Origin of the sequence: Coleofasciculus sp. G1-WW12-02, from assembly GCF_040219735.1 — a bacterium.
Taxonomy (GTDB): Bacteria; Cyanobacteriota; Cyanobacteriia; order Cyanobacteriales; family Coleofasciculaceae; genus Coleofasciculus.
In genome coordinates, this window is sequence record NZ_JAVJRX010000202.1 from 39,099 (window position 1) to 55,766 (window position 16,668).

A 16,668-nucleotide genomic window follows, 5' to 3' on the forward strand; every position below is an offset into this window, starting at 1 on the left:
ATTGCCCACCCTACGGTATATCAGGGGTTTCGGCGACCAAAAATCCACGCTTTTCAGTGCCATTGAACTTAAAACCACAACCCGATCAACTTAATTATAGACAATCATTTAGTGATTTTGACGGGCGGAGTTTGGGCTTTAAACGCCAAATTCTATCCCTAAATAGAGACATTGCGATCGCGCCGTCTATAAAATAACCAGTAGTGAAGTAAAAATGAAAGCTATAGAGATATCATGTCAAAGGATAAAGGACTCAGTGAACAAGCATTCAGTCAGGCAGCAGAAGCTGGGTTTTCTAGTCAACTCGATGAGGTGGAGGAGTTGGATGTAGACATTCAGACTAATCCCCTCAAGGCAGTTCAGGGCAAGGCGGATTCAGTCTCAATCTCATGTGGAGAGTCTTCCTTCATCTTGAAGCTACATTTCTTTGGGGACTCAAGGAGTGAAATGCTTTGCCTGTCAAGCTCAAGTATTTCCGCCGCGCTGCACTAGCAAGGGAGGTCAAAACTCCTCTGTTCATATTCGGCTATACTAAACTTTAAACGGAGTCGTTATGAGTTTATTTATATGCCCAACCCCACTGTAGAAAATCTGGTGATTATCGGTTCTGGTCCTGCGGGTTACACGGCTGCCATTTACGCCGCCCGTGCTAACCTCAAACCCCTGATGTTTGAGGGCTTCCAAGCCGGGGGACTTCCTGGCGGTCAGTTAATGACGACCACCGACGTAGAAAACTTTCCCGGTTTTCCGGAAGGGATCACAGGTCCGCAACTGATGCAACGGATGAAAGCCCAAGCCGAACGCTGGGGGACACAGTGCTATACCGAGGATGTCACGTCTGTGGATTTGAGTCAGCATCCTTTTATTATCCGTTCTGACGAGCGAGAAGTTCAAGCCCACAGTATTGTAATCGCCACCGGTGCCACCGCCAAACGTTTAGGACTCAAGAGCGAACATCAGTATTGGAGTCATGGGATCTCCGCCTGTGCGATTTGCGATGGTGCGACTCCCCTGTTTCACGGTCAATCCCTAGCCGTGGTGGGTGGGGGTGACTCCGCCGCCGAAGAAGCCGTGTATTTAACTAAATACGGGGATCATGTGCATTTATTGGTGCGCCGTGACCAACTGCGGGCATCAAAAACCATGCAAGATCGAGTGCTAAATAATCCCAATATCACCGTTCACTGGAATACGGAGGCGGTGGATGTATTTGGCGAAAATGGTCGGATGAGTGGGGTCAAACTCCGCAACATCCAAACGGGCGAGGAGAGCGACTTACCGGTTAAAGGATTATTTTACGCGATCGGTCATACCCCCAACACCTCCCTGTTCCAAGGACAACTCGACCTGGATGAAGTGGGCTACATTATCACCAAACCGGGTTCGGTTGAAACCAGCGTAGAAGGGGTTTATGCGGCGGGTGATGTGCAAGATCATGAATTTCGCCAAGCCATCACGGCGGCGGGAACCGGCTGTATGGCAGCTATGTTAGCCGAACGCTGGTTATCTACCCATAACCTGATTCAGGAATATCACCAGAAACCCGAATCTGAACAACCTATCCAGAGGTTGGAAGATAAACCGACAGCAGATACAGAAGAAACCTTTGATATCAATGAGACACGGCATGTTGGCGGTTATGCCCTACGCAAACTCTTCCACGATAGCCATCGCCTGATCCTAGTTAAGTATGTTTCACCCAACTGTGGTCCTTGTCATACCCTGAAGCCAATTTTAAATAAAGTGGTAGATGAATATGAGGGGAAAATTCACTTTGTCGAGGTTGATATTGAAGCGGAACCCGAAATCGCTGAAAATGCCATGGTTACTGGGACACCTACGGTACAATTTTTCAAAGACAAAGAAATCTTAGATCAACTCAAGGGATTAAAACAAAAAAGCGAATACCGTCAGATGATTGAGAAGTACCTACCCGCCGAAGTTTCAGCAGCTAGAGCGTCGGTCTAGTAATAGCCGTTCGTAGAGACGTTCCAGCGGAACGTCTCTCAATATTGCTCGGATAAGCCTTGAGCACAAGGGCAGGTAGGTTGGGTTTCGTTACCTCAACCCAACGTTTTACTGGGTTTGTTGGGTAACGCTTGCGCTCTACCCAACCTACAATTTTTCTTAACCGAGCAGTATTGGAACGTCTCTGGTGTACTAGATTAATTTCTGAAATCGCTCATCCTGCCGAATACTAGCCAAATCGGAGTCATTTTTGGCTAAATTCCGGTACTGATCAGGATTCAGATTGATAGTTTTTTGCAGGTTTTCGATCGCTAGGTCAACATTGCCCTGCAAAGCATAACAGCAAGCTTTATTGTAAAAAGCATTAGCACTGTCAGGTTTTAACTCTATCACTTTGTCGAAACTAACCAAGGCTTCTGGGTAGTCTCCCAATTGTAAAAATGCATACCCTCGATTATACCAAGCCTCATATTTGTCGGGCTTGATTTTCAGAGCTTCGTCGTAACTGGCTACAGCATCTTGAAAGTATCTCAAGTTGACGAGGACATTGCCGCGATAATACCAAGTACTATGTTGTTTATACTTAAGTTTTAGGGCTTCATTGTAACTTGCCACGGCTTCTTGAAAACGCTCAAGGCGATACAGTGTACCCCCTCGGTTATTCCAAGCTTCGTGAGCATCGGGTTTAATTTTTAGAGCTTCATCATAGCTAGCGATGGCTTCTTGGAACTGTTTTAGGTGTACCCAAGCATGTCCTTGGTTATACCAAGCTTCGTATTTATCCGGCTTAATTTTCAGGGCTTCTTGATAGCTAGCGATGGCTTCAACAAAGCGTTGTAAGCTAAACAGAACATTGCCTCGATTGTACCAACCTTGGTGCAGGCTCGGTTTAAGGTCTAGGGCGTTATTATAGCTGACATTTGCAGCTTCATACTGTCCTAAATTCACCAGCGCATTGCCCCGATTATACCAAGCCTGGTAAAAGTCGGGTTGCAATTTCACCGCCTTGTCATAGCTAGCAATCGCCTCTTCATGGCGTCCCGCCTTATCCAGGGCGATTCCCCGGTTATACCACAGTTGGTATAAATCCGGTTCACGTTCTAAAACTTGGTCAACTGTCGCGATCGCTTCTTCAAACTGTCCGGACTGGATCAGTACAATACCCAAGTTATACCAAGCTTCATGGGTTGTGACTTCCAAGGGGTGATTGTAGCTAACGTTTGCGGCTTGAGGGTTTTCTAGAAGGAGAGTACTCATCGATGTATTTTTGGCTATGAGAGGCTTTTGACCTGGCTTCACAGGTTCCAGCGTTGAGGGGGAACGTTCTTGACGATTCTCGATTGAGTGCAATACATAAAGGAGTCGGGAAACGAATGTGGGGTTTAGGGTTTAGGGTTTAGCAATCAGAACCGCGATCGTTCACGGCTTAGGGTTGTCTCCTCACTTATCCTAGTCAACGCCTTTACTTGCTTATTCTTCTCCAACTCCCCGAAATCCGGATCAGTATAGGCAGGTACGATGGAAGGATTCATCTGGCAGATATAGCACTACGCATACAGGTTAGGACATTCTTTACTGCCGATGAGTTCCCCTTCCCCTTGGGATAACCGCTCCTCGTAGTGCTATACCAAGGCTGGTGTGATGCAGTTTCCAGATAGTGCGGGTTATCAGGGTTTTTGTCTCGATTCCAGGACAAACAACGGCGATCTATCTCATGTTTACGGTTCATGTTCGCTATTTGTTCGTGATTTTGTTACGAGAAAACTTGACAGTTTATTCGTTGGATTAGAAAATGGAAGTATGAGGGCGAATATTACTCTAGGATGGAAGTATAAAATAAATGGAACACTCTAAACTGTTTGAACATTTTCTTATTACTCGAATGAATGTGGATTGGAACTTATCAAGGCATCGGCACGACCGGAACAGTTCCGTTTTTCTGGATCATAGATTTAATTTGTTTGACAAAATTTGTTATCCCTCGGTTTTAAGCCAAAATAACAAAAATTTTTTTTGGATAATTTTATTTGATGCGGCTTTACCTATCTCGTTTAAGCAGAAAGTTGAACGTTACTGTTCCCAGGCATCAAAAATTCAAATAATACCAGTTTATGTTCAGAATAAAAACACATTAATAAATACAGTTAGAAAAACTATTCAGCAAAATATAAGCAATGAAACAAGGTATTTAATAACGACAAGTATTGATAGTGACGACGCAATTAGCCAGAATTTTGTTTCCCTAGTTCAAGAAAAATTTAGTCGCCAAGATTTTGAATTTATCAATTTTCCTTTTGGTTATTTGTATCGAATGAAGGAACAGAGTCTCTACCTAAGAGAATGGCTGACTTCTCCATTCTATACATTAATAGAAAACATAAATGATTTTAAAACAGTTCTTCAGTATAATCATACTGAGATTAAAAACTATAGAAATCGCCAAATAATAACTAAGCCTGTATGGCTCATGATTGCTCATGGAGAAAATGTACGTACTAATTTTGATGTAAGCGCCGCATGGCAACCTCTCTATAGATTGGGGTCGGACTTTACGATTAATTTAGAGTTTCCCTCTAAAAGTAGAAACTCTTATTTGAAAGAGATAATTGAGGCAGTGTACCAAGTATATGGTAGTCGCAAAAAGTGGGATACTAAAAAAGTTAAGATCAGGAAAATAATTAATATTTTATCCCCTTCTTTAGTACGTTTTACTAGGAAACTATAGTTGCTTGATCCAATAAGCAGCCGGCTTAAAGCTTCTCTCCTCCAATCACCCGCTGAAACCGCTTATTTTTCACGACCCATTTCCGAAATGACGATTCCTTTATTAATCCAACTCCCGACATGATTCGGTTTGAGTTCCAAGGCTTTATTAAAAGACGCGATCGCATCGTCTTGTTTTTCGAGTTTCATCAACAGACAGCCTTGGTTGAACCATATTTCCGGGTGATCAGGACTAATTTGCAAGGCTTTGGCGAAACTCTTGAGGGCGGCTTTGTGACGTCCGAGGTTGGTTAAGGCGTTACCGCGATTACTCCAGGCTTTATCGTAGTTGGGATTACAGGCGATCGCTTCATCGAAACTGGCGAGGGCTTCTTTATTACGTTCCAGCATCATCAGGGAACTCCCGCGAGAGTTCCAGGCTTGTGCAAGTGTGGGTTCTCGTTCAATCACTTGATCAAAACTCGCGATCGCGGCTTCATGCTTTCCCCAGTCTGCCAAAGCTATGCCTCGATTCAGCCAGATGCGCGTATCCTGGGGGTTTAACACCCCCGCTTGGTCAAAGCTGGCGATTTCACTCTTGTCTATTGCTGATGCTCCCCCTCAATGGTCACAGTCGATTTTTCTCTATCTTTACAAATCTTTACAAGTTTGTATTGTTTTATACCTATTCTTTAAGATAGATATACGTTTATAATAATTCTCAAAGTCTCAGCCAAAGTAGCGACAACGCCCCAACAGGGGTTGTGTCTCCTACTCTCTAACAAATGCCGTTAGAAATTTCAGGAATTGACTATGGCAAGTAGCGCCACTAGCCAAAGAAAAGCTAATAGTAAAACTAATAGCCGTACCCCTAAAAAAAGCGAGGAAACAACTATGGCAAAAGATAACGAAACCCAATCAACAAAGCTAGCTATTCAAAAGCAGCAAGCTGGGGAAGTTTCTCTGGTTGAACCTTCAATCCCTCTACCGGGAAATCGTCCTATAGCCACCAGTTCCCTAAAAGTGAGTGATCAAGGTTCAATAAGGGGGATGCGTCCTGTTGATACCAGTGAGTTACAAGTTGTTGGCACATTTTCATCCATGGGTGATCGCCCGATCTCGGCGAGTAACATGCAAGTCCGAGATATCATGGCTGTGTCAGGAAATCGCCCGATTTCTGTGAGTACCCTGCATCTTACGGGCACAGAAATGATTCTGGGGAATCGCCCCATCGCCTCCAATATTATGGAAGAAATTGATGAACTGATTGGTTATCTCGATTAATTTTTAGTTAAACTCTATCTTCCAGGGTGTCGAGATATTCTAGCAGAGTGTCTCGACAATTTTGTAGGGGAATCTCTACAAAGGAAGTAGTAAACCCCGATTGGATATAACCCATTCATACTTTAGGTATAAGGCTGGGATCAGCATAATCTACCCGTAGATTGACGATTGTAATAAAAAATACAGATACATTGGATATTAACGGAAAAGAAATTGCCTAAACAATTATTTACTAGTTTGGTGGGCAAATTCATAATCATCATAATTGGGAGACTCTTAAAATATGAGTACTGAAGATAAAGCTAAAGCAACTGCCAAAAACATTGAAGGTAAGGCACAGGAAGCCATGGGTAATGTTACTGGTGATCCTGAAGATCAAGGAGAAGGTAAGGCAAAGCAAAAGGAAGCTGAAGCTCGCCACGCTGTCGAAGACGTGAAAGACAAAGCTAAAAAAGCAATTGACTAATTGCATTGTAAATAATAGGAAGCAGGTAGATAGTTGTGCGCGATTGGGAACGCCGCCAAAGCCGTATCTGATTTTATTTTAGTCGGCTGATTCACTTCTACCTGCCTTACTAGAGTGGGAGGTCTAGGCAATCTTGCTCTAGACCTTCTGGTTATTTGTTCAAAACCCAATAGTACTTTTATCAGGAGGTTGCTGTGAGTTTAGGTCAAAAAACTCGCCACTTTTTCACAGCTTTGGCTTTAATTTTAGTCCTAGCTACAACATCGGCTTGCCAAGCCAACCAAACCAACGCAAAAGCGCCAACGGCACTAAATCCTAGTGTAACCTATCAACAATTAGAACAAGGTAACACGCCAGCAGGTCAAGAGTTTGGGAAGTGGGTGGTACAAACGGCAAAGGGATTAATTAGTGATGCCTACGTGCGCGATAACGATAAGTTAGGTGTTGTGATTACACCGCAAGTTCGTCCCCAAGAGGTTAAGGATTTAGCCCGATCTTTAGTTCAAGGGTTTCACCAGAATTTTCCCAATCGAGATCTGAAGGTATTGGTATACGCCCCGGATAAAGAACTCATTGTGACAGCGAATTACAATAATCAGTCCAATCAAGTTACGTATCAATAAAAAAAGGGAGATAATAAACCATGGCAACTAGCGACCAGTATAAACGCCAGATCATGAATGATTTGGCGGGTGGTAATACGGAATCTCTGGAACCTGTTCCAGAAAAGCCAGAGCAAGAGTATCAAAACTTTGATGACTTTGCTCAACGTTCTTCGCGAGATGAACGACGCCAATTGTTTGGCAGATCCCTGCATCCCGATCGCATACCTCCCAGTCAGATGGAACCTGAACTGCGACAGGCTATCGCCCAGATTAAGCCCAATGAACGGGATGATGTGGCGCGTGAGTTTTTCAAGCAACTCAAGAAACGCGGATTGAGCGATCGCGACTTAGAAAAGCAACTGGGACTTTCAACCCATCACGCCAGTCGGATGACAGAGGATGATGTGGCTAAACTCGCCGCCTTTACCTATCACTCTCATCCAGATATCTTCCAGGAGGTTTTAGCCGATCAACCTGCCATTGTCAAATTCCTTAGCAATCCCTTAGTTGGGGCGGTTATGGGGGCAGTTGCCTCAAAATGGTTTGGACATCGTCGCTAATCACTCAAGGTTTAAGTTAATTGTTCATTGCCATCAACCTGCGTAAGCAGGTTTTTTTATAGCTTTGGTTTCTAATCCCCAGGATAGGCAGGTAAGTTTTGATCCTTCACTTCGGAAAGAAAACATAGCATCTGAAGGTTCCAGACGTGCCATGACATATCTGTAGGGGCGGGTTTCACGACTGTCTTTTCGGTTGCACCCAGATCTAACTAAACCCGCCCCGACTTTCACTGACTGACTGCCAATATCGTTAAGATACGCGCTACAGTAAGCAGTATCCTGCGCCATATCTGTGTAGGTTCATCTATTCCCTTCCCGGTAGAAGATTACCTATTTTTGTCTTCCCCTGCTCCCAGACGTGCTATGGCACGTCTGGAACATTGCTCCCCCTGCTATTTAAGGAGTAAAGCATGAATCGGTTATGGCGAAAAGTGTGGCATACATTTATTGTAGTCGTTGACAAGAAAATTATTACTGTTTTGACAGTTCTATTTTGTGCTGGAGTTTTGGGGACTTTATTAAGTATGTCCCATCTTTCCTTTCAACTGGTCGAATCGCAAGCACTCCAAAACGCTAAAGTTTATGCACAACTTATGAAAAAAGCCCGAACCGTTTATAGTTCAGAAATCGTCAGTCGAGCTGAAACCGTGGATGGGATTCGGGTTACTCATGACTATTTGAATCAAGCAGGCGCGATTCCTCTACCTGCAACCTACTTACTCGAACTGAGTCGTAAAATTCAGGAAAAAAAAACAGATATGTCCGTTCGACTCTACAGCGATTATCCTTTTCCTTGGCGACGTGACGAAGGGGGACCAAAAAATCAATTTGAATGGGACGCCCTAAACTATTTAAAAGCTAATCCAGATCAATCCTTTTTCCGAGTTGAAACCCGTAGTGGTAAGCCGACACTACTCTACGCTGAAGCTGATGTAATGACACCAAGCTGTGTAGCTTGTCACAATACATATCCGGGTACACCTAAAACAGATTGGCAAGTGGGAGATGTACGCGGAGTATTAGAAATTACCCAATCTCTGGATCAGTTTAAAACCCAAACTCGTACCGGATTACAGGAAACATTTTTGATGCTGGGTGGTTTGTCAATTGTGGGAATTTCTGGATTAGCCTTATCAATCCGTCGTTTGCGTCAGCACTCCAAAAAATTACAGCAACAAGTCAGGGAACGAACAATTGATTTAGTGGAAGCGAATGAAGAGATTTCGCGGCTAAACGAGCAGCTTCAATTGGAAAATCTGCGGATGAGTGCGGAACTGGATATTCCTCGTCAGATGCAGCAAATGATTCTGCCCAAACCGGAGGAACTAACCTCAATTGAAGGCTTAGATATTGCTGGGTTTATGAAACCGGCTGATGAAGTTGGCGGCGACTATTATGATGTCCTGAACTATGATGGAATTGTCACAATTGGCATTGGTGATGTCACCGGACACGGGTTGGAAAGTGGGATGGTGATGATCATGGTACAAACGGCGATTAGAACATTGAAAGAAATGCAAGAAACCGATCCGATAAAATTTATTGATGTTCTCAATCGCACGATTTACCGCAATGTTGAGCGGATGAAATCGGACAAAAATTTGACCCTAGTCATTGCCAACTATGTAGGCGGACGACTGAGTGTGAGTGGACAGCATGAAGAAATGATTGTCGTCCGCTCATCCGGTATATTGGAACGGATTGATACGATAGATTTAGGATTTCCAATTGGCTTGGACGAGGAAATTTCTCAGTTTATAAATCAAATTTCTGTTCAATTAAATCCCCACGATATCGCCGTACTTTATACGGATGGAATTACGGAGGCGGAAGATATCAACGGCAATTTTTATGGACTTGAACGGCTGTGTCAGGTGATTCAACGGAATCGACATTTAACCGCGACTGCTATTCAAGAGGAGGTGATTGCTGATGTCTTGCATTTCATTGGCAGCCAAAAAATTTATGATGATATCACGTTGCTCGTGCTGAAACAGAAATGAATTTAGGGAAAAATTAATTATAATTTTAGGTATTGGGTATAAAAAAGCATAAACCCTTGAGGCACAATGTTTATAATGTTTAGGAAAATAAAACATTTAGTTAGCCAAACATCAGGCAGTGTGCCACTACCCATGGTTTTGGTCGTTCCTTTTGTAGTGCAAATCTTTGCTACAGTGGGATTAATTGGATACCTGTCCTTTCGCACGGGACAAAAAGCGGTCAATGAACTCGCTATTCAGTTAAGCACTAGGGTAACAGAGCGGATTAATCAACACCTAAAAAATTATTTAGAAACGCCACACTTTATGCAGGCTATAACCGTATCATCAATCCGTAATGGAAATCTAGATATTAATAATTTTACCAGCTTGCAGCAACAGTTTTGGTCGGATATCCAACTGTCGGATGCTGTTGATTATATTTTCTTAGGGGATCAAGACGGTAATTTCATTGGTGTGCAAGAATATAGGGATGGTGGCAAAGTGGTGAAGTTTCGCGATCGCGCCACCGCCCCTAAACGGCTGATTTATGCTCTAGACGAGGATGGAGAGCGGACTGAGTTGCTCAAATCCCAAGACTATGACCCCCGTACTCGCCCCTGGTATCAAGCAACCCTGAAAGCGCAAACCCAAACCTGGAGTTCCATCTATATTTCTGCCGATTTAGGTATTTTGCAAATTACGCCTGCGACGCCAATTTATGACCAACAAGGAACGCTGCAAGGAGTTTTGGGGACGAATTTAATTTTATCTCAAATTAGTGGCTTTTTACGGAACTTAGAGATTAGCAAATCTGGACAAGCCTTTATTATTGAACGTTCAGCTAACATCGTTGCTAGTTCCACCGATGAACTTCCTTATATCTCCACTAATTCAGTACCGATTCGCCTCAATGCTCTGAATAGCCAAAAGCCCAGTATTAAATTGACGACTCAAGAACTATTCCAACAGGTTGATAATCTCAATCAAATTAATCAACCTCTACAATTTGCCTTTGAACTCAACAATAAAACACAACTGGTACAAGTCTCACCGTTAACCGATGTACAGGGGTTAGACTGGTTGATTGTGGTTCGGGTTCCCGAAGCGGACTTCATGGCACAAATTACCGCCAATACTCGCACCACTATTTTGCTCTGTCTTGCTGCTTTAGGGGTGGCTACAATTCTGGGTATTCTCACAGCGCGATGGGTGACTCAACCCATTTTATCCCTGAATACGGCTGCCAAAGAGATTGCTAAAGGAAAATGGGAAAAAATCGTCGAGATTAATCGTTCGGATGAAGTGGGAGAGTTGGCTAAATCCTTTAACAGCATGGCGAAACAGCTTCATGAGTCCTTTGAAACTTTAGAAGAAAAAGTAGAAGAAAGAACCGCTCAACTGGCTCAAGCCAATGGCGAAATTCGCGCCCTCAACCAACGTCTTAAAGCCGAAAACCTCCGCATGAGCGCCCAACTCGATGTCGCCAAACAGTTACAACAAATGGTTTTACCCAAGCCAGCAGAATTAGAAGCAATTGAAGGATTAGATATTGCGGGGTTTATGGAACCCGTTGACGAAGTGGGAGGAGACTATTATGATATTCTCCATCACGATGATGTTGTGACGATTGGCATTGGTGATGTGGCTGGACATGGGTTGGAAAGTGGTGTAGTTATGCTGATGGCACAAACGGCAATTAGAACCCTTCAGGAAATGCAGGAAACTGACTTGGTTAAATTTTTGGATGTTATCAACCGCACCATTTATCACAATGTTGAGCGAATGAACTCCGACCGGAATATGACCTTAGCAATCTTAAACTATTGCGGCGGACGAATCAGCATTAGCGGACAGCATGAAGAGATTATAGTCGTGAGAGCATCGGGTGAGATTGAGCGAGTCGATACGATAGATTTAGGCTTTCCGATTGGCTTGGATGAGGAAATCACTCAGTTTATCAGTCACGTTTCCGTGCAATTAGAGTTTGGAGATGGTATTGTGCTATATACCGATGGCATTACCGAAGCCGAAAATATGGAGGGAAAACAGTACGGTTTAGAACAGTTATGTCAAATTGTCAGTCAAAATTGGCAAGGTGCAGCAGAAGCGATTCAACAAATCGTGATTGATGATGTGCGGCGACATATTGGTTCTCAAAAGGTTTACGACGATATCACACTATTGGTACTCAAACAAAAATAGATAGTTTGGGATTCCGGGTACAGTTAGACGTTGGCGATAGTATTTTTTCTATACAGATAAAATAAGAACTCTATGAAAGAGAGCAATTTTGTGAGATCATGAGAGTATATCCCTCCTGGAAGGTTGCTGCTATTCCAGGAGCGCTGATTGATCATGGATATTAACCGATTGGCAAGTTATATTAATTTCCTTTAATCATGGAACGCCCCTATTTTCCAATTCCTCCTGTCTATCCTTTAGTCAAATCTCATGAATAATTAACCCCCAAGATTATCAGAACATTCTTGATGAAATCATGAATAAATTAAGTCTTTTAATTAGTAATTGATGGCTATGCATAAGATATTCGGAGAATTTCATGAACGTCTTTCTAATGAACATGAGTTTTTAATTCTTGGCTTTTCACCAAGCTCCATTCCCATTCAGCAACGCTGGCGCAACAATGGTTTATCGGCTGATTTTGTCGCTGATTACTTAACTACATTTTTTCCCGCTATTGACGAAGATCCCGACCCTGAGGGAAAGCGGGTAGAAATAAAAGGAGCGGTGAGTTATATTGCTAATGAGCTACTGGAAAATGCGATGAAGTTTAATGACGATAGTTCTTCCTATCCGATTAAGTTTGGGCTACATATACTAGAGGTGGCGGCAGAAATAACGTTGGTTATGTTGGCAACTAATAGTGTTTCTCATCAATCTGTGGATAAGTTCCAATCCTTCATTAAAGAACTACTAGAATCCGATCTGGATGAACTCTATATCCATCAGTTAGAAAAAAGTGCTGAAGATGAAAGTGGGGGGACTTCTGGGCTGGGGCTACTAACCATGAAAAATGATTATTTTGCCAAATTAGGTTGGAAATTTGAAACCGTTCAAAAAGAACCAGAAGTGATTACGGTGACAACAATGGTGCAACTTAAGGTATAGAATTGAAACCTTTAATCAGTCTTACTTGAAATGTGTAGTCTTAGGAGCAGATGTATTTATGGAAAAGCAAGAAATTCAGGGTGAAAACTACCAAGTAATTGGTGATCCAGAAACAGCAACCGTCTACTTTAAAGGGTCACTGCGACTGGGTGGGATGAAAGAGTACGAACCCATCGTCAAAATCCTCGATGAGATGATTCAGCAAAACCATTCCCTGATTACGTTAAACCTGCGGGAGCTAGAATTTCTCAATAGTTCGGGGATTAGCATGTTGTCAAAATTTGTCCTGAATGTACGCAAGAAGAAGACTATCCAGATTGAAATTAAAGGTTCTGACCAAATTCCTTGGCAAGGAAAATCCTTAAAGAATTTGCAGCGATTAATGCCAGGATTAAAGTTGGAGTTGGAGTAATTGACAGCACGGATTTATAGCAAAAAATTGAAATAACCCCCCTTTTTTCCACGGCGATTAAAATCGCTGCTACACAAACTTTCGTCCGCTTGACAAGGACTAGGTTATACTTACATCTTGCACCATTCAAGGGTAAGCTAAATTGTAGTGCCGTGACCCAACTAAAATAGGACTGTGTTTGTTAACCTAGCTGGAGAGGGCTAAAGCCCTCACTACGAAGCCAATCTATTGCACCATTTTAGCTAGGTCACGCCGCCATCGTGCGTTAGCGAAGCGTAACGCACCATTGCTTAAAGCTTAGAACCGTTGACCCAAACCAAACTGGAGTCGGCTATCTCCTTGATCATTAAATCCTAAATCGGCGCGAATGACACCCACGGGGGAATTAACACGCAATCCAGCACCATAACCAAACCCTATTCCCGGTTTACCCCGCACCACACCCGGTTCTCCAGGTACGGTTTCACCAGAACCCAAATCAGATGCAAAGTCGGCAAAGACAACGGCGCCAACTGGATTGAATAGGGGAATTCGATATTCCGCCGACGCTAACACATAACTGCGCCCTGTGCCGACATCTCCTGTATCGTAGCCTCGCACCGAATTTTGACCGCCGAGGTTAAAGGCGTTGTAGGGGGGTAAGTCACCAATCGTAGTTCCTCCCTGAACGTTAAATGCCAAGACTTCTTGAGTATTGTTATTAAATACATCAACGGGAACATACTGGGAGTAGTTCGCCTCCAGCCGATTCATCAAAATATTACCATTACCAATCGGTACAGACTGTTCTGTACTCAGACGAGCCAAAGAACCTTGAGTAGGATTGACGGGATTGTCTCGTTTGTCTCGCGTCACTCCGGCGGAGACAGTAACTAAATCATCAATTCCGTTATCACTAAAGGAGAGACGATTGCCTAATTCATCAACCGCATTAATTTTGCCGTTACTATCGCGGATACTGGTACGGGTATAGTTGACTCCCACCGACGCATCCCATTCCTGATTCACGGGTTTGGATAGGGTTACACCACCCCCAAACTGTCCTTCACGAGGATCATCCCCATTGGCGAGATCAACATCATCATCGAAGGTTTGGGATACAGTACGACGTCGAAACGTATTCACCTCATATCCCGGTTGTTCCGGATTACTGGCGCGATATGGTCTACCATAGTTGCCATTAAACTGCAAGTCCCGACGGCTAAACTGCACATTCAGTCCGACTTTTTGGTTCACACCGCCGAGATTGAAGTCGTTATAGCTGAGAGTGCCAAAAACACCGCTATCATTGCTATATCCTGCCCCTGCATTTACCCCACGGGCTGGGCGTTCGATGAGATTATAAATAACATCCACATTTGTCGCATCGCCATTGAGGGAAATGTCCACCTTCTCAAATAATCCCATTTGGTAAAGTTGTTGCAAGTCTTGGCGCACAACCTCAACATTAAAGACTTGACCCGGTTGTAGGCTCAATTCGCGATCAATGAAATCCTGGCGAGTTCGTCCGTCTGTGGGTTCGCCCTCTTCGTCTAGGAAGCGGAAATTAATGTCACCGACAACGCCTTCAGCCACTTCAACGGTAATCACACCATCCGGTGTCGATCGCACGTCTAAAACCTGTGCCAAGATATAGCCATTGTCTTTATACCATGCTTCTAATTTTTGTAAGCCTTGACGTAGGCTAGCGGGACTAACGGGTTGACCCAATTGAGGATTAAAAATAGAATTAGCAACGTCTGGAGTGAGAACCTGGTTACCCGAAAGTTGTAGCGATCGCGCGATAACGGGTTCAACCTGATAAACCACCTCCCAGCCAGTGGAGTTAGCGGTTGGCGTGACAGTGGCGTTGGCAAATACGCCTGTATCTAAAATTGCTTGAATATCCTGAGCCAATTGGCTTTGACTGGTTTGACCCCCCGGACGAGTTCTAATCGTTTTTAAGACAAGCTGCTGCAATTCTTCAGACACACCAACGACTTGCACGTCTGTAGCGAGGACCACTAAATCGTTAGACGGTTGTGATTGATTAAATGTGGGAACAGATTGGGCAAATTCTGGGGTTGGCGTCGCTTCTGGAGAGGCGACGGTTCTAGGGGAAGGCGTTGCTGGGGCGGCTTCTGTCGGTACAACATAGTTTCTGGTTTCCGACGGCGGGTTAGCAGTTGTGGGATCTGGAGTAGCGTTGACTGGGTTAGTTAAGTCCCCACCGACAAGCACAGCCAAAGTGGAAAAAGCAACAGCTTTGTATAGCATAAAATTAGCCTCAATCGTCCTGTTCGTTGGTAAAGAAAGTTTTACGTTTGGTTAACCTGACCGAGGCTGAACCCGTGAAGTTCCAACAGATGTGCCACCTTTGTATCTGACACAATAAGTTCAGGACTTCAATCCTTTCTGCTGCGGCTGTACTCGATCTGGGTGGATTTTGCTGCTACAATACTGGAACCCAAGCCCTACCTACTAACTGTCAGAATTAGGAGAGCGCCTGCTCTTTAGGAAATCATCGTTGCGGAGTTTGACATATATTTATTAACTTTATGACAAACTAGATATATCACTCGTGTGGTGTCCTACTTCTTGCTATTGTTTACCATTACACCAAAGTTACCTTGTTTGGCAAATTAGAAAAGCAAGAGTTTATTGTTGAGAAAGAAAGAATAGAAGTTATAAAGAAACATATTGAAGAAGAATTCCACCCTTGGCAGCCTAATGATATTATGATCAAAAGACTACAGCAAGCTTTAGATAATAATCAAAAAATTAGTGGGGCAGATGCGTGTTTTTATTTTCACGAACTAAAAGAAGCTGAATTAATGGCAAATGGATATACCTACACAGCAGCTCACAACCAAGCTATTCAGGACTATGAAGTGTCACCATTTAGTCTTTATCATCCCGATGTGATATTAGCGTTCCCTGATGATTTTAATTCAAATTGGAAAAAATTCTGGGGTATTGAATAAAAGATGCAAACTATTAAACTAGATCGTCATGTACAAGCCCGTGTCTGGATTGACGAAAACCCACGAGCTATATATCCCGCAACTGAGATTATATCGAAAAATATCGCAAATGGATTAACAAAAAAAAACAAAAATAAAAGAGGAAGTGTCGAAATACTAATACCTGTTGGTGCTAGATTTTTTTACGGATTTTTGGGAGCTGAATTTATCCCTAATGATTCAGATAGTTTTGGAATAGAGATATTAGTATCCACAGAGCATGAAAATATTTATGCTGAATCAATCGCTTCTGAATTCGATCAGATAAGACTGGGACTTCCCAGCGAATACAGCCAAAGTGTACTGGATGGTGCTATTGAGTCTTTAGCTGAAAAAAAACTTGGAGAATTTGGGTCGGGTATGCTGAGATTTGATCAAGCTGCTCACAGTCAGATAGGTTCTTCAAACAAATTTTTTAGACATATTGCAAGGACTATCGTTCAGTTACTAATGATTGATCGCAGTAGGAAGGAAGAAATTAGCGAAATCGTCAAAACATACAGCTTAGTTTAAGAACGGGGGAAGGAGATATTGATTATCGGAATAGGTAAAAC

Annotated in this window: 17 protein-coding genes; 13 read left to right on the forward strand and 4 right to left on the reverse strand. The window is 43.2% G+C overall.

Annotated features, from left to right (window positions below):
• The first annotated feature begins 234 nt into the window (after positions 1-234).
• Both RID09_RS31655 and trxB read left to right on the forward strand, forming a co-directional pair.
• Positions 235-492, forward strand: a complete 258-nt coding sequence (locus RID09_RS31655; protein ID WP_446339919.1) for an LmeA family phospholipid-binding protein — start codon at positions 235-237, stop codon at positions 490-492.
• A gap of 75 nt (positions 493-567) precedes the next feature.
• On the forward strand, positions 568-1,968 hold the full coding sequence (gene trxB, locus RID09_RS31660) for a thioredoxin-disulfide reductase (RefSeq protein WP_446339921.1): 1,401 nt from the start codon (positions 568-570) through the stop codon (positions 1,966-1,968).
• Between the two features lie 192 nt (positions 1,969-2,160).
• On the opposite strand, the gene RID09_RS31665 is transcribed toward trxB, so the two are convergent.
• Entirely contained in the window at positions 2,161-3,225 is a 1,065-nt protein-coding gene (locus RID09_RS31665; RefSeq protein ID WP_446339923.1) for a tetratricopeptide repeat protein, read from the reverse strand.
• A 625-nt stretch (positions 3,226-3,850) separates the two neighbouring features.
• On the opposite strand from RID09_RS31665, the gene RID09_RS31670 reads away from it, so the two are divergent.
• Positions 3,851-4,693 (forward strand): glycosyltransferase, encoded by an 843-nt coding sequence (locus tag RID09_RS31670; protein WP_446339970.1) that lies wholly within the window; start codon positions 3,851-3,853, stop codon positions 4,691-4,693.
• A gap of 62 nt (positions 4,694-4,755) precedes the next feature.
• Here RID09_RS31670 and RID09_RS31675 read toward each other — a convergent pair whose 3' ends face one another.
• The gene (locus tag RID09_RS31675) at positions 4,756-5,277 is read right to left on the reverse strand and encodes a tetratricopeptide repeat protein (RefSeq protein ID WP_446339972.1); all 522 of its coding nucleotides are present in this window, start codon (positions 5,275-5,277) and stop codon (positions 4,756-4,758) included.
• 288 nt (positions 5,278-5,565) lie between these two features.
• Between RID09_RS31675 and RID09_RS31680 the strand changes: the two genes are divergently transcribed.
• From RID09_RS31680 to RID09_RS31695, 4 genes are all read left to right on the forward strand, one after another.
• Entirely contained in the window at positions 5,566-5,955 is a 390-nt protein-coding gene (locus tag RID09_RS31680; RefSeq protein WP_446339925.1) for a hypothetical protein, read from the forward strand.
• A gap of 283 nt (positions 5,956-6,238) precedes the next feature.
• Complete coding sequence (locus RID09_RS31685) at positions 6,239-6,421, forward strand: CsbD family protein (protein WP_446339927.1); 183 nt, start codon at positions 6,239-6,241, stop codon at positions 6,419-6,421.
• A gap of 194 nt (positions 6,422-6,615) precedes the next feature.
• Positions 6,616-7,044 carry a hypothetical protein gene (locus RID09_RS31690; RefSeq protein WP_446339929.1) on the forward strand — a complete coding sequence of 143 codons (429 nt, stop codon included), beginning with the start codon at positions 6,616-6,618 and terminating at the stop codon, positions 7,042-7,044.
• 20 nt (positions 7,045-7,064) lie between these two features.
• On the forward strand, positions 7,065-7,586 hold the full coding sequence (locus RID09_RS31695; protein ID WP_446339931.1) for a hypothetical protein: 522 nt from the start codon (positions 7,065-7,067) through the stop codon (positions 7,584-7,586).
• 33 nt (positions 7,587-7,619) lie between these two features.
• On the opposite strand, the gene RID09_RS31700 is transcribed toward RID09_RS31695, so the two are convergent.
• Positions 7,620-7,874: a hypothetical protein gene (locus RID09_RS31700; RefSeq protein ID WP_446339932.1), complete on the reverse strand. Its 255-nt coding sequence runs from the start codon at positions 7,872-7,874 to the stop codon at positions 7,620-7,622.
• Between the two features lie 122 nt (positions 7,875-7,996).
• Between RID09_RS31700 and RID09_RS31705 the strand changes: the two genes are divergently transcribed.
• From RID09_RS31705 to RID09_RS31720, 4 genes are all read left to right on the forward strand, one after another.
• Positions 7,997-9,589: a SpoIIE family protein phosphatase gene (locus RID09_RS31705; RefSeq protein WP_446339934.1), complete on the forward strand. Its 1,593-nt coding sequence runs from the start codon at positions 7,997-7,999 to the stop codon at positions 9,587-9,589.
• A 66-nt stretch (positions 9,590-9,655) separates the two neighbouring features.
• Positions 9,656-11,773 carry a SpoIIE family protein phosphatase gene (locus RID09_RS31710; RefSeq protein ID WP_446339936.1) on the forward strand — a complete coding sequence of 706 codons (2,118 nt, stop codon included), beginning with the start codon at positions 9,656-9,658 and terminating at the stop codon, positions 11,771-11,773.
• A gap of 333 nt (positions 11,774-12,106) precedes the next feature.
• On the forward strand, positions 12,107-12,700 hold the full coding sequence (locus RID09_RS31715; protein WP_446339938.1) for a DUF6272 family protein: 594 nt from the start codon (positions 12,107-12,109) through the stop codon (positions 12,698-12,700).
• Between the two features lie 58 nt (positions 12,701-12,758).
• Complete coding sequence (locus RID09_RS31720) at positions 12,759-13,112, forward strand: slr1659 superfamily regulator (RefSeq protein ID WP_446339940.1); 354 nt, start codon at positions 12,759-12,761, stop codon at positions 13,110-13,112.
• 297 nt (positions 13,113-13,409) lie between these two features.
• Here RID09_RS31720 and RID09_RS31725 read toward each other — a convergent pair whose 3' ends face one another.
• Complete coding sequence (locus RID09_RS31725; RefSeq protein ID WP_446339942.1) at positions 13,410-15,368, reverse strand: BamA/TamA family outer membrane protein; 1,959 nt, start codon at positions 15,366-15,368, stop codon at positions 13,410-13,412.
• A 353-nt stretch (positions 15,369-15,721) separates the two neighbouring features.
• On the opposite strand from RID09_RS31725, the gene RID09_RS31730 reads away from it, so the two are divergent.
• Both RID09_RS31730 and RID09_RS31735 read left to right on the forward strand, forming a co-directional pair.
• Positions 15,722-16,075, forward strand: a complete 354-nt coding sequence (locus RID09_RS31730) for a hypothetical protein (protein ID WP_446339944.1) — start codon at positions 15,722-15,724, stop codon at positions 16,073-16,075.
• A gap of 3 nt (positions 16,076-16,078) precedes the next feature.
• Positions 16,079-16,627, forward strand: a complete 549-nt coding sequence (locus RID09_RS31735; RefSeq protein WP_446339946.1) for a hypothetical protein — start codon at positions 16,079-16,081, stop codon at positions 16,625-16,627.
• Positions 16,628-16,668: the final 41 nt, after the last annotated feature.

Excerpts from the sequence above, each read along its gene's own strand:
- RID09_RS31735 (WP_446339946.1), top strand. The coding sequence starts at position 16,079 with ATGCAAACTATTAAACTAGATCGTCATGTACAAGCCCGTGTCTGGATT.
- RID09_RS31705 (WP_446339934.1), top strand. The coding sequence starts at position 7,997 with ATGAATCGGTTATGGCGAAAAGTGTGGCATACATTTATTGTAGTCGTT.
- RID09_RS31665 (WP_446339923.1), bottom strand. The coding sequence starts at position 3,225 with ATGAGTACTCTCCTTCTAGAAAACCCTCAAGCCGCAAACGTTAGCTAC.
- RID09_RS31695 (WP_446339931.1), top strand. The coding sequence starts at position 7,065 with ATGGCAACTAGCGACCAGTATAAACGCCAGATCATGAATGATTTGGCG.
- trxB (WP_446339921.1), top strand. The coding sequence starts at position 568 with ATGCCCAACCCCACTGTAGAAAATCTGGTGATTATCGGTTCTGGTCCT.
- RID09_RS31685 (WP_446339927.1), top strand. The coding sequence starts at position 6,239 with ATGAGTACTGAAGATAAAGCTAAAGCAACTGCCAAAAACATTGAAGGT.
- RID09_RS31725 (WP_446339942.1), bottom strand. The coding sequence starts at position 15,368 with ATGCTATACAAAGCTGTTGCTTTTTCCACTTTGGCTGTGCTTGTCGGT.
- RID09_RS31720 (WP_446339940.1), top strand. The coding sequence starts at position 12,759 with ATGGAAAAGCAAGAAATTCAGGGTGAAAACTACCAAGTAATTGGTGAT.
- RID09_RS31715 (WP_446339938.1), top strand. The coding sequence starts at position 12,107 with ATGCATAAGATATTCGGAGAATTTCATGAACGTCTTTCTAATGAACAT.
- RID09_RS31680 (WP_446339925.1), top strand. The coding sequence starts at position 5,566 with ATGGCAAAAGATAACGAAACCCAATCAACAAAGCTAGCTATTCAAAAG.
- RID09_RS31700 (WP_446339932.1), bottom strand. The coding sequence starts at position 7,874 with ATGGCGCAGGATACTGCTTACTGTAGCGCGTATCTTAACGATATTGGC.
- RID09_RS31670 (WP_446339970.1), top strand. The coding sequence starts at position 3,851 with ATGAATGTGGATTGGAACTTATCAAGGCATCGGCACGACCGGAACAGT.
- RID09_RS31710 (WP_446339936.1), top strand. The coding sequence starts at position 9,656 with ATGTTTATAATGTTTAGGAAAATAAAACATTTAGTTAGCCAAACATCA.
- RID09_RS31655 (WP_446339919.1), top strand. The coding sequence starts at position 235 with ATGTCAAAGGATAAAGGACTCAGTGAACAAGCATTCAGTCAGGCAGCA.